12 protein-coding genes and 2 tRNA genes are annotated in these 13,221 nt (G+C 42.8%); 8 read left to right on the top strand and 6 right to left on the bottom strand.

What is annotated here, in order from left to right:
* Positions 1–10 precede the first annotated feature (10 nt).
* The 6 genes from Q7U33_RS11570 (at position 11) to Q7U33_RS11545 (ending at position 4,544) form a co-directional block, all read left to right on the top strand.
* A complete protein-coding gene (locus Q7U33_RS11570) occupies positions 11–316 on the top strand; it encodes an urease subunit beta (RefSeq protein ID WP_304861120.1) in 306 nt (101 codons plus the stop codon).
* Complete coding sequence (gene ureC / locus Q7U33_RS11565) at positions 313–2,016, top strand: urease subunit alpha (RefSeq protein ID WP_304861118.1); 1,704 nt, start codon at positions 313–315, stop codon at positions 2,014–2,016. The genes Q7U33_RS11570 and ureC overlap by 4 nt, the downstream gene beginning before the upstream one ends.
* A gap of 9 nt (positions 2,017–2,025) precedes the next feature.
* The gene (gene ureE / locus Q7U33_RS11560; protein ID WP_304861116.1) at positions 2,026–2,520 is read left to right on the top strand and encodes an urease accessory protein UreE; all 495 of its coding nucleotides are present in this window, start codon (positions 2,026–2,028) and stop codon (positions 2,518–2,520) included.
* Positions 2,521–2,569: 49 nt separating this feature from the next.
* On the top strand, positions 2,570–3,205 hold the full coding sequence (locus Q7U33_RS11555; RefSeq protein ID WP_304861203.1) for an urease accessory protein UreF: 636 nt from the start codon (positions 2,570–2,572) through the stop codon (positions 3,203–3,205).
* An 8-nt stretch (positions 3,206–3,213) separates the two neighbouring features.
* A complete protein-coding gene (gene ureG, locus Q7U33_RS11550; RefSeq protein ID WP_304861114.1) occupies positions 3,214–3,849 on the top strand; it encodes an urease accessory protein UreG in 636 nt (211 codons plus the stop codon).
* A gap of 128 nt (positions 3,850–3,977) precedes the next feature.
* Positions 3,978–4,544 (top strand): HupE/UreJ family protein, encoded by a 567-nt coding sequence (locus Q7U33_RS11545; RefSeq protein ID WP_304861112.1) that lies wholly within the window; start codon positions 3,978–3,980, stop codon positions 4,542–4,544.
* Positions 4,545–4,548: 4 nt separating this feature from the next.
* Here Q7U33_RS11545 and Q7U33_RS11540 read toward each other — a convergent pair whose 3' ends face one another.
* Positions 4,549–6,483 (bottom strand): TonB-dependent receptor, encoded by a 1,935-nt coding sequence (locus Q7U33_RS11540; RefSeq protein ID WP_304861201.1) that lies wholly within the window; start codon positions 6,481–6,483, stop codon positions 4,549–4,551.
* 358 nt (positions 6,484–6,841) lie between these two features.
* Here Q7U33_RS11540 and Q7U33_RS11535 point away from each other — a divergent pair, with 358 nt between their 5' ends.
* Positions 6,842–10,273: an ATP-binding protein gene (locus Q7U33_RS11535; RefSeq protein ID WP_370652013.1), complete on the top strand. Its 3,432-nt coding sequence runs from the start codon at positions 6,842–6,844 to the stop codon at positions 10,271–10,273.
* Entirely contained in the window at positions 10,263–11,195 is a 933-nt protein-coding gene (locus tag Q7U33_RS11530; RefSeq protein WP_304861108.1) for a response regulator transcription factor, read from the top strand. The genes Q7U33_RS11535 and Q7U33_RS11530 overlap by 11 nt, the downstream gene beginning before the upstream one ends.
* On the opposite strand, the gene Q7U33_RS11525 is transcribed toward Q7U33_RS11530, so the two are convergent.
* From Q7U33_RS11525 to Q7U33_RS11505, 5 genes are all read right to left on the bottom strand, one after another.
* Entirely contained in the window at positions 11,188–11,622 is a 435-nt protein-coding gene (locus tag Q7U33_RS11525) for a cytochrome b/b6 domain-containing protein (RefSeq protein WP_370652010.1), read from the bottom strand. The genes Q7U33_RS11530 and Q7U33_RS11525 overlap by 8 nt on opposite strands.
* A 38-nt stretch (positions 11,623–11,660) precedes the next feature.
* On the bottom strand, positions 11,661–11,879 hold the full coding sequence (locus Q7U33_RS11520) for a YdcH family protein (protein WP_304861098.1): 219 nt from the start codon (positions 11,877–11,879) through the stop codon (positions 11,661–11,663).
* Positions 11,880–12,185: 306 nt separating this feature from the next.
* Positions 12,186–12,262 (bottom strand) — tRNA-Asp (locus Q7U33_RS11515).
* Between the two features lie 68 nt (positions 12,263–12,330).
* A tRNA-Val gene (locus Q7U33_RS11510) sits at positions 12,331–12,406 on the bottom strand.
* Between the two features lie 142 nt (positions 12,407–12,548).
* Positions 12,549–13,221 (bottom strand): GGDEF domain-containing protein (locus tag Q7U33_RS11505; protein ID WP_304861094.1); only part of this gene is annotated, 673 nt, incomplete at its 5' end.

Below are 13,221 nucleotides of genomic sequence, written 5' to 3'. Positions count from 1 at the left end.
GAGAACAAATATGATTCCAGGTGAAATGAAAATTGCAAAAGGCAATATATTGCTCAATGAAAATCGCCAAACGCAAACGCTAGATGTTGCTAATCAAGGTGACCGACCGATTCAGGTGGGCTCACACTATCATTTTTTTGAAACCAACGAAGCGTTAATCTTTGATAGGCAAGCCGCTTACGGTTTCCGCTTAGACATTGCTGCGGGAACTGCTGTTCGTTTTGAACCAGGACAAACGCGCACTGTGCAATTGGTTGCCTTAGGCGGTGACAGAAAAGTCTATGGTTTTGCTGGGAAAGTGATGGGAGCGTTATGAGTGTCAATATAGATAAGCGGGCATATGCCGAAATGTTTGGCCCTACTATGGGTGACCGTGTTCGATTAGCCGACACAGCACTATGGGTGGAGGTAGAAAAAGACTATACGCTCTATGGCGAAGAGGTGAAGTTTGGCGGCGGTAAAGTGATTCGTGATGGCATGGGGCAAAGCCAATTGTGCGCGCATGAAGTCGCTGATACTGTCATCACCAATGCGCTGATTATTGACCACTGGGGTATTGTAAAAGCCGATATCGGCATTAAAAATGGCCGTATTTCTGCGATTGGTAAAGCGGGTAATCCTGATATTCAGTCAGCGGTGACCATTCCTATCGGCGCAGGCACTGAGATTATTGCAGGTGAAGGCATGATCATCACCGCAGGCGGTATTGATAGCCATATTCATTTTATTTGCCCACAGCAAATAGAAGAGGCTTTGATGTCAGGCGTCACCACTATGTTAGGTGGTGGCACAGGCCCCGCAACAGGCACCTTTGCAACCACTTGTACGCCAGGCCCTTGGCATATCCATCGCATGTTACAAGCCGCAGATGCATTTCCGATGAATCTCGGTTTTTTTGGCAAAGGGAACGTCAGTGTGCCAGAGCCACTGCGTGAGCAGGTAAGGGCTGGTGTCATCGGCCTAAAACTGCATGAAGACTGGGGAACGACGCCCGCGGCCATTGATAATTGCTTAAACGTTGCAGAAGAGATGGATGTTCAAGTGGCGATTCATTCAGACACATTGAATGAGTCTGGTTTTGTTGAGACCACAATCGCTGCGTTTAAAGGCCGCACTATTCATACTTTTCATACCGAAGGTGCGGGTGGCGGGCATGCGCCAGACATTATTAAAGCAGCGGGCTACCTCAATGTATTGCCCTCATCTACCAACCCAACACGACCATTTACAGTGAATACCATTGATGAGCATTTAGATATGCTCATGGTTTGCCATCATTTAGATCCAGCAATCGCTGAAGATATTGCGTTTGCTGAAAGCAGAATACGACGTGAAACGATTGCCGCAGAAGATATATTGCATGATTTAGGTGGTTTTTCGATGATGTCATCAGACTCTCAGGCTATGGGCCGGGTGGGTGAGGTCATTATTCGTACATGGCAAACCGCGCATAAAATGAAAATGCAGCGTGGCCCCCTTGCTGAAGATAGCGCTGAGCATGATAACTTCCGTGTAAAACGGTATATCGCGAAATATACGATTAACCCTGCGATCACACATGGTGTTGCCGATACGGTGGGTTCTATCGCTGTTGGTAAATTGGCCGATTTGGTGCTTTGGCGCCCAGCCTTTTTTGGCGTAAAACCATCTACAATTTTGAAAGGTGGCATGATCGCTGCTGCTGCCATGGGCGACCCAAACGCTTCTATTCCAACCCCGCAACCTGTCCACTATCGACCTATGTTTGGTGCCTTTGGCGGTGGTTTGAAAACATCAGTGACTTTTGTCTCCAAGGCGGCATTACACAACCCCGAAATAGCTGCATTAGGCTTACAAAAAACGCTAGTACCAGTGAGCAGCACACGCAATATTAATAAAAAAGATATGATTCATAACGACTGGCTACCTGTTATTGATGTAGACCCAGAAACTTATATGGTGCGTGCAGATGGGTTGGATTTATCTTGTGAACCTGCCAGTGAGCTTCCAATGGCGCAGCGATACTTTTTGTTTTAATACATACTAATGATAAATTTTACACAACGAGTATCCGTCGCAGATCAAATTGATGATTATCTTGAGCTGCCTTACGAATTAAGGCAAAAAAGTCGATTACGAGTTTCATTAAGATCAGGCCGAGAAGGTGCGCTTTATTTGGAGCGCGGCACCATATTAAGAGGTGGCGACATCTTGCAATCTGAATGTGGATTACTGGTGCAAGTAGTAGCGGCTAAAGAAGCTGTTTATGATGTCACGGCTAAAACCACTAAGTCACTGATGGCGGCTGCTTATCACTTAGGAAACCGACATGTACCATTGCAAATTGGCGATGGCTGGATTCGGTTAGAACAAGATTATGTACTCAAAGAAATGTTGCTTGGTTTATCGCTGAACGTCATTGAACATCTATCTGCATTTGAGCCAGAGGCTGGTGCCTATGGAGGCGGTCATAGACATGGTCATGATGACGATAGCGTCGCTAGCTTGCGACCCCTTGCAAGGATGAGCCAACGTGGATAATCCTTGCAGCAACCTGTCGCTGAGCCGTTTACTGCAGTTGGCAAGCCCAATGTTGCCTGTGGGTGCTTACAGTTACTCACAAGGGTTAGAGTGGGCGATTGAGTCAGGGGATGTGAAAGATTTAAACAGTGCAATGGTCTGGATAGGCGATGTATTAAATAGCTATCAGCGCAGTTTTGAGTTGCCAATTCTTCATCGACTTTATCAAGCATGGCAACACCAGAATATGGATGAAGTTAGTGCGTGGAATGACTTTTATTTGGCAGGACGCGATACCTCTGAAGCCTTAGCTGAAATGCATCAGATGGGCTATTCACTGTGCCGCTTGCTCAATGATTTACAAAGTTTACCCGCTGATTTTTTACAAAAACTGAATCACTTGAATCAGCCCGCATTCCCTACGGTATATGCTGCCATTGCGCAATATTGGGAAATTTCAGCACGTGATATGTTGCACGGCTATAGTTGGGGATGGTTAGAAAATCAGGTGAGCGCAGCAATGAAAACAGTTCCACTAGGGCAAGTGGCAGGGCAAAAGATACTGCTGGCCTTAGGCGCGCGCTTGCCACAAGTCGTTGCAGATGCACTTACTTTACCAGAAGAGAAAATCAGCAATTTTAATCCGCTGTTAAGTATCGCAGGGTGCTTACACGAAACTCAATATACAAGACTATTTAGATCATGAACCCTACTATGCAAAATCAAACTACACAAGAATCAACTTATCGAGAGCCATTACGTGTTGGCATTGGTGGGCCTGTAGGCTCAGGTAAAACAGCACTCACCTTATCTTTATGTAAACGGTTGAGAGATGTGTATAACATTGCCGTGGTCACCAATGATATTTACACCAAAGAAGATGCGGAGTTTTTAACAAGAAACGAAGCTCTTGAGCCAGAACGTATTATTGGGGTCGAAACTGGCGGTTGCCCACATACTGCAATCCGTGAAGATGCCTCGATGAATTTAGAGGCCGTTGCGCAATTAAGCAAACGCTTTAAAACGCTGGATATTGTCTTTGTAGAAAGTGGTGGTGATAATTTAGCCGCCACCTTTAGCCCAGAGTTATCAGACCTCACGATTTATGTGATTGACGTTGCCGCGGGTGAAAAAATACCGCGCAAAGGCGGCCCTGGCATTACTAAATCAGATTTGTTAGTCATTAATAAAATCGATTTAGCCCCCATGGTAGGTGCATCGCTAGAAGTGATGGATAGAGATGCTAAACGTATGCGTGGTGAACGCCCATTCATTTTTACCAACTTAAAAGATGGACTAGGTTTAGAAGAGATTGTGCAATTTATCGAAAAACAAGGGTTAATGCTTTAAAAGCTGTTTCTGCAACCCTGTGGCGGTGTTACGCGGGATTGCCACAAGCTTGCATTATCCAGCTTTGGGTGATGGCCTTGGCATGATATGTGTTGAATAGATTATTTAATTCTGTTGGAGGAAGTTCAATGAAAAAAAGGATTGTTTTAGGTACTGTTATCAGCTTGATGTCAGGTGTAGCGTGGGCGCACCCAGGGCATGGACTACAAAGCGCTTACGCAGGTTTTATGCATCCACTCACAGGGTGGGATCACCTATTAGTCATGCTCGCCATTGGCGTTTGGGCAAACAAACTAGGTGGCAGTGCACGCTGGCAGTTACCGCTTACATTTTTATCTGTGATGACATTTGGCGCGGTATTAGGACTGGCTGGCATTACTTTCACAGGTGTGGAAACAGTAATCGCAGCGAGCGTGATGGGCATGGGCTTACTCATAGCGATTCACTTGCCTATTTCAGTCCTTAGCCGTACCAGCATCGTTGCTTTGTTTGCAGTATTCCATGGCATGGCGCATGGCGTTGAGTTACATTCGCAGCAAAGCTATGCAACATTAGGCGGCATGTTATTCGCTACCGCACTATTGCATGGTGTGGGCTTGTTACTTGGTTCAAATCGAGTACAGTTCGCTAAGTCGCTACACACTATTTTTGCGTGGACAATGCTATTGCTTGGTAGCTATTGGTTAATAGCTTAAGTATTTAGTAGTTAAATGTCATGGTCAGTCTTGCCATTCTCGGTTCGGCTGGATGCGTATGTATATCTTCAACCCCGTTGGCTGCTTCGCCTTGCAGGCGTGAAGTGTATAAATAGTCAATGTCAGATACTTTGCGATTGAATATATTAAAAATATCTAAACCCACATTCAGTTTTGGGTTAATTTGATAGCCGATATGTGCATTGGTGAGTAATGAACTATTGGATTTAACGCTGTTATCTTCAATAAGTGCGCGTGGCCCAAAGTAGCGTAAACGCGTAGAGGCTGACCAGCCGCTCGGGTGGTTGAGGGCAATGCCGATAGATGCAGTTTTTGCAATCGCGCCAGGGATATCATCACCCGCTGTATCCGCATCTTTAAACCGAGCGCGTGTCACTGCAAAGTCAGCATCAATATAGCTCCAGCTATTAATGGCGATGTAATTAGTCCATTCCGCACCAACTCTGCGGCTTGGGCGGCTGGCTTCTGTGGCACCTGCATCACCGATAAACAATAATTCAGAATCAATATCTAACTGGAATAGTGCCAGTGTCGTTTGCCAATTACCCATAGGGTTGGCGCGCCAGCCAACTTCTTTACTCACGGCTTTTACCAAAGGGTTCACTTTTGCAGCGGCATCACCAGAAATTGGGTTAATGCGAATGGTGGAGCCTCTGCCATCATTACTGTGAAAGCCACGACCCCAATTAATATAAAATTCATGTTGTTTTGATGATTGCCAAGCTAAGCCCAGTTTAGGGCTCAATATATTACTATTTGCTTTGCCTGAGTTTTCAGAGATATTGCTATCAATATCAAATCGATAAATATCTTCACGTATGCCAGTGCTAGCGCGTAGGCTTGGCGTGAGCTGCCAATTGCCTTGCCACCATAAACCGACACTCGCTTGTTTGACCGCATCCTCTCTGGTGGTGCTTAAACGTTGACGTGCAGCCGTACGGTATAGCCCTACATTGCTAATGTCGTCATAACGACCTTGTACTCCTAGTTGATGGCTCGTTTCTATGCCTGCAATATTGGCATTAATACTACGGTTAACTGCGCCACCAAACACATTGCGTTTATCGGCTTGTTGAAATTGGTCACCGTTAATCGGATCATCTAAGAAATAAGTGAAATTAGAAAATAAATCGAGTTTGTAATGTATTGCATAAGCATTGGCTTGCCATTCACCATCATGCCAATCTGCAGATAAACTATAGCGGCTGGTTTCTCCCCCATCTGTCGTATCAATAGCACCGAATCGTTTAATTAAGCCCGCATTCACCGCGCGTTTTGGAATTTGGTCAGTAGCATCCCAATTTGAGTCATACCCCATCGCGGTAATGTTCCAGCCATGCGCTTCATCGCCAGTGCTATATCGTAGCAAGCCATTAAATTTTTTAAGGTGTTGACTGTTATTCCAAGCGCCGTCATAAGTTTGCGCTTCTATAGCATATAGCAACTCACCATCTGCCATGTTTTGTGAACTTGCATTAAACAAACGTTTAAAGCCATAGTTGCCAATGGTGAGTTTTGCAATGGTTTGTGACAATGTTTTGGCATAATGCAAATGGGTTGAGCCTGCAGCAGAAAAATCGCCTTGTTCAGCATGATATGCCCCTTTTTTAAAAGCCAAGTTGTCAATTAATTCTGGCATCAGCCAATTCGCATCAATATAACCTTGTCCGTGAGCGTGGGTTGGCATGTTAAGCGGCATACTATCTAACCACACTGCAAAGTCAGTACCATGGTCTAAATTAAATCCACGCAAATAATACTGGTTAGCTTTACCATCTCCCGAGTGTTGGCTCACAATGAGGCCTGGTACTTGTTCTAAAATTTCTCCTGGACGAGCAAGTGGAATGTTATTGATGCGATGGTGGCTGATAATGCCTTCGCTTGCAGTATCTGCAATACCGATTATATTTTCTCTAATAGTGCTTACTTTTATCTCGTCAAGATTAACCGATTCGGCAAAACTTTGTGAACTAGAGAGTAGTAATAACTGAATACTTAAATAAATTTTTGATAGATGAGTAATACTTAGGTCCCGATGTACGTTATTTTTTTGATATGCTATTCAGTGACTTGAGTCGATATAGACGCTATCGATAGCATTTTAATAGAACAAAGTTTGAACAGAGATACGCTAAATTGCGTAGTTATTTTTTATCAATTGTTAATTAATATATGATGGGCTTAATTTCAAAATCTGATGCATGTCTATTGCTGATACATATGCATTCAATCAAAAATATATTCAATCATAAATACATAGGATAGTTGCGTTGACGATAGTAAATCCAGCCTTGCCAAAAGTAGAAAGTGTTGAGCCTAGCCAGCGTATTGTAAAAATACGCCGTGATTACAACACATGGGTGGCCAATGAATCCATCGAAGATTATGCGCTGAGATTTACACCAAGATCATTTCGTAAGTGGTCAATTCTTCGTGTTTCCAATACCGCACTAAGTGCTATTTCATTTTTGGTTTTAGAGGCAATTGGCGGCACTATTGCTGTTAACTATGGGGTAGTAAACGCACTTTGGGCAATTTTAGCTGTGGGCGCAATTATCTTTTTCACGGCGCTACCGATTAGTTTTTATGCTGCAAAGTATGGCCTAGATATGGATTTGCTCACTCGAGGGGCTAGTTTTGGCTATATAGGCTCCACCATTTCATCTTTTATTTACGCTTCTTTTACTTTTATTTTATTTGCCTTAGAAGCGGCAATTATGGCTTATGCGCTAGAGTTATATTTCAATATGCCACTGTATATAGGCTATTTGGTCAGTGCGCTCGTGGTGATTCCTTTTGTCATTCATGGCGTTACCCTCATTAACAAAATTCAAATGCTTACACAGCCTATTTGGTTTATTTTAATGTGTCTGCCATTTGTCGCGGTTCTGTATCAAGACCCCGAAGTGGTTTCACGCATGATGCATTTTGCAGGCGCGTCTGGCGAGCCTGGTGAATTTAATTTGCTTATGTTTGGGGCTGCAACCGCGATTGGCGTGGCTTTAATCCCACAAATCGGAGAACAGGTCGACTTTTTAAGATTTATGCCAGAAAAAACACCAGAGAACCGTTGGCGTTGGAATTTAGGCGTATTGATGGCGGGCCCTGGCTGGATTTTTGTGGGCATGGTCAAAATGGCGGCTGGCGTGTTGCTTGCGTATTTAGTAATTCAAAGCGATATGTCTTATTTACAAGCCATCAATCCAACGCACATGTATTTGGTTGGTTATATGTCTGTATTTAAGTCGCATGAGTTAGCACTAGCAGTTACGGTTTTATTTGTGGTGATTTCTCAAGTCAAAATTAATATGACCAATGCCTATGCGGGTTCTTTGGCTTGGTCTAACTTTTTTGCTCGTCTAACGCATAGCCATCCAGGGCGTGTAGTTTGGGTGGTGTTTAATGCATTGATTGCCATTATTTTAATGGAGCTTGATGTGTTTAAAGCGCTTGAGCAAGTGCTTGGTTTGTACTCCAACATTGCCATCGCTTGGATCGCTGCCGTGGTGGCTGATTTAGTTATCAATAAGCCTTTGGGTTTAAGCCCAAAAGGCATTGAGTTCAGACGCGCTTATTTGTATGACATCAATCCTGTTGGCGTAGGCACGATGTTAATTGCTTCTGTGTTGTCAGTGACAGCTTACTCTGGTGTACTTGGCGCAGAGGCTCATGCGTTTTCATCATTTATTGCCTTGGGGAGCGCGCTCGCTATTTCTCCTATGATTGCATGGCTAACAAAAGGGAAATATTACATTGCGCGTAAGCCTTATCAATTTCCTGCCAAAACACGAGTACAGCAATGCGTTGTGTGCGAACGTGAGTATGAAACAGATGATATGGCGCACTGCCCAGCATACCAAGGGGCTATATGTTCACTATGTTGCTGTCTAGATGCACGCTGCAGTGATGCTTGCAAGCCACAGGCTAGATTATCAGAGCAATGGATACAGTTGAACCGTTTTGTTTTCCCCAAAGCATTTTGGCCACATCTTAAAGGGGGTATTGCACACTATATATTGCTGATGATGATTGCTTTATCATTTTTTGCAGCCGTATTAGGCCTTATTTATTTTCACGAAACGACAATTCTAGAATCAACGGCAGCTGATTTATTACCTCAGTTACGTACTGGCTATTTGAAAGTATTTGCAGCTTTGGTGTTTGCGAGCGGCATTGTGGCTTGGTGGCTGGTGCTCACAGCAGAAAGTCGTCGCGTTGCACAAGAAGAATCCAATCGGCAAACGGGGTTGTTACTTAGGGAGATTGAATTGCATCGCCAAACTGATGCGGAGTTACAGCTGGCTAGATACCTTGCTGACCAAGCAAATAACGCTAAAAGTCGCTATATTACAGGTATCAGTCATGAGCTACGTACACCATTAAACAGCATTCTTGGGTATGCTCAATTGCTAGATAATGACACCTCAATACCACCACAGCGTAAACAGGCGATACAAGTGATTCGTAGAAGTGGCGAGCATTTATTATCATTGATAGAAGGCACTTTAGATATCGCACGGATCGAAAGTGGAAAGCTAACGTTTGATATTAAAGCGCTTAATTTCCATGTATTTATTAATCAAATAGTCAGTATGTTTGATCTGCAAGCGCGTAATAAAGGGCTTGATTTCCGTTATGTTCAAATTGGGGAGTTACCAGCATTTGTGCGAGTAGACCAGAAGCGCTTCACACAAATTTTGATTAATATTTTAGGGAATGCAGTTAAGTTTACAAGTAAGGGGCAAATTACATTCCGTGTGTCTTATGCCAGAGAGATTGCCCATATTGAAATTGAAGATACAGGCCCAGGGATACCTTCATCAGAGTATGAGAAAATTTATGAGCCATTTTCACGAGGTAGTGCTGCCAATCAAGTGAATGTAGGCGGTACTGGGCTTGGACTCACAATTAGCAAGTTACTCACCGAGTTGATGGGGGGGGAGTTAAGTTTTACGAGTGAGTTAGACAAAGGCACGAAGTTTCAGATTAGATTGTTTTTGTCTCAATTTCATCAAGAAGCGGATGCGAACGCTCATAGCAATGCTAAGAGAGTTGGCTATCGAGGGCCGCGCCGTAAAGTGCTTGCAGTTGATAATGAGCAGGTGGATAGAGAGCTTATTATCAACATATTAACTCCATTGGGCTTTGATGTGACAGAGGCTGGCAATGGGCAAGAGTGTCTATCAATCTATCAGCAATCTAAACCTGATGTGATTTTAATGGATTTAGCGATGCCTGTGATGGACGGCTGGGAGGCTTCATATATTATCCGCAAAGTGCATCAGTCTCCCATACCAATAGCGATCGTTTCAGCAAATGCTTTTGATAAAAACCTGGAAAATTCAGCAGAGATTAGTAGTAAAGACTTTATTATTAAACCGCTTAATATTGAGGAGTTACTTGACTGGATAGGAGAGGCTTTGCAGTTGGAATGGATCACTGAGGTTGAACCTATCGATGAGAATATTGAGCCGATTAGACTAATAAAAGTAGCAAAAGAAATGGCAATTCCTTTGCAAGAAGATTGGGATGAGTTATTTGGATTAGTGAAAATGGGTTACGTTAAAGGCATTAATACCAAGTTAGATCATATTGAAAACATGGGTGAAGAATATACTGAGTTTGTTGCTTTAATGCGACAGTATGCTCAGCAATTTCAAATAGAGTTAATGAAAAAAACAATGTACGAATTGAATCATGACAAATAATCCATTAAGTGCGCCTCAGTCAGCATTAATTTTGATTGTAGATGATGTGCTAGATAACCTAGCAGTGTTGCATGATGCATTGGATGAGTCTGGCTATACAGTGCTGGTTGCAGGTAACGGTGTCACCGCCATTCAAATTGCAAAAGATGCCCAGCCTGATTTGATATTGCTTGATGCAATCATGCCAGAAATGGATGGTTTTGAAGTTTGTAGCAAATTAAAGGCCGATGTGAATACAAGCCATATCCCTGTTATTTTTATGACAGGGCTCACCGAGGTAGAGCATGTGGCAGCGGCCTTCAGTGCTGGTGGCATTGATTATGTAGTCAAACCCATACGACCTAAAGAAGTGCTTGCACGCATCGTTGCACATATGAACACCGCTAAAATGGTGACACAGGCGAGAAGTGCCTTGGATGCATTTGGTCAGGCTGTATTTGCCATTACACCAAAAAATGGAAAGATCGTCTGGCAAACACCACTTGCAAAAGCGCTGATGAGCACTTATTTTGATCAAAAAGATTATGTTGATGGTAAGGCCACGCCTCAATCAGTTTTACGCTGGCTAGACCAAGCTGATGATGCTGAGTTGGTAAGTTTTAAAGTCATTAAAGATAATCGTCGTTTGATCTTTAGCTTGGCGGATCATAGCAATGATGAGCAATGGGTCATTCTGCTGAGAGAAGAGTCTGATGCTGTGCAAATTGAGATGTTGATGACCACATTCCATTTAACGAAGCGAGAGTCAGAAGTTCTTTATTGGGCGATTAAAGGTAAAACAAATCGAGATATTGGCGATATTTTGGGCTCTAGTTACCGAACTGTTGATAAGCATTTGCAACATGTGTTTGAGAAGCTTGGCGTTGAAACCAGAACTGCTGCTGCATCGTTGGCTGCTTCAAAGTTAAGAGCATTCAGGTAAGTGATTTTTTCTGTTTAAACTTAGCTACCGCCATGGAACATAGATTTACTACCACGAGTGCCAGTAATAGCGTAAACAGAAGACTGTGCAGTTGATAAAAGGGTCGGCTAGTCATCAAGTCAAAGAAAACGGCAATCCCTGTAATCGGTAGCGCAAGTAAAATAAGATAGTAGGCACGATGCAGTTTTCTGTTAACCCATAAGTGTGTAGGTGTATCAGGGGTGTGCACCAGTTTCTCTTGATTTCTTTCTAGCCATTCAAAAAGAATGAGGATGAAAATAATGCTACCTGGAAAAATATGCAGCACATAATATAAGGCAACAAAAGGCGTGCCCGCCTCTGATTTAATCGCTTCTCCACAGGCCCAAGTCATCAGTAGCATTAAAAATGCTAGGGCATGTACAGCAATAAGCTTACTGCGAGGCATTGTCATTAGAGGTGTGGGCGAAGTGTTACCTACGCAAGCTAAGCATTGTTTGCTTTAATTAAAATAGCGTAAATCTCATCTTTAAGGTGTAGCTTTTCTTTTTTCAAAGCTTCAATTGCCTCATGGCTAGCCACTTCAATGGCTGACTCTATGTTTTTAATTTTTTGGTCAAGTTCATTATGGCGGTTAAATAAGTTCGTAAAGTGCAAGTCGGTATTTTTGAGTTTTGAAATTAAATCGCGATGTTCTGGAAACATGGTCTGGCTCCTAAGTAAATGCTAAAAGTAGTAAGAATACGCTCATTGTAAATAACATAACGATTAAGTTTCTTGATTTATATCATGAGCTTACTATGCAAGGTGATAAGTGTGAGTAATTGGGTGTTTGACCGTTACTTAGAGTGATAGCCACAATGCTGAGTTGGTGAAGTTAAATAGAGCCTGATAACAGCTTAAGATGACGAGTGTCTTTAAAGTATTGATATTTTAATGTGTTGGTATATTGGGGTGAGGTAGGAAAGAAAAAACCCTTACAAGTTCGCACTTATAAGGGTTTTAAAATATTGGCGGAGTGGACGGGACTCGAACCCGCGACCCCCGGCGTGACAGGCCGGTATTCTAACCAACTGAACTACCACTCCTTGAACTTAATGTATTGATAAAATCAATACACATTCAGACTAAAGCTCAAATTTTCGTCAGTGCAAGATGGTGGGTGCTAACGGGGTCGAACCGCTGACATTCGCCTTGTAAGGGCGACGCTCTACCAACTGAGCTAAGCACCCTGCAGCACTAACGAGGTCCGCATATTACAGATAATGCGGGATGTTTTCAATACATTTTTGAATTAATTTAAATAAAAGTGAGTTTTTTTAAATGGTCGCAATTAAGTGACGTTTGGCAGGCGTATTTTGATGCTTTCAATCGTCAAACAAACTTGCTGTCAAGTTTAATTTGGTTGCGACCAGCAGATTTTGCTGCATACATGGCATCATCTGCGCGCTTTAATATTTCATCCTCATTTGACTCGTGATTAATAAATACAACAACACCGATACTTGCTGAGCATAAATGCTCAATCTTAGTTTTAGTATCACCATTATTTAACGATAGTAAATATGGCGTTAATAATGCTTTTCTAATTTTCTCGGCTATCCGGCTTGCTTGCTGAATAGATTTTTCTTTATTTGTGGTTAAGGTATTGAGTAAAACGATAAACTCATCTCCACCAAATCGAGACACTGTATCCACTTGGCGCACGCAACTTTTGATGCGATCAGCAACTTCTATTAGTAAAGCATCACCAATTGCATGCCCATAGGTATCATTGATGGGTTTAAAATTATCGAGGTCTAAAAACATGAGGGCACAATAGCGGCTATTACGCTTACTTGATGCCATGGTTTGGCTTAGGCGGTCTTTCAATAAGCGTCGGTTAGGGAGTTTTGTCAATGCATCATAAAAAGCCAGTTGGCGTACTTCATCTTCCAGCTTTTTGCGATCTGTAATATCTAAATTATGGCCTTGTAGGTATAACAGCTTCCCGCTTTCATCTTTAATTGGTGTGACGCGACAATAAAAGTCTCGATAAATGCCATCA

The organism is Methylotenera sp., from assembly GCF_030653755.1.
GTDB lineage: Bacteria > Pseudomonadota > Gammaproteobacteria > Burkholderiales > Methylophilaceae > Methylotenera.
The sequence above is the reverse complement of the archived record's forward strand: the minus strand, read 5'-3'. Positions and strand labels throughout refer to the sequence as shown.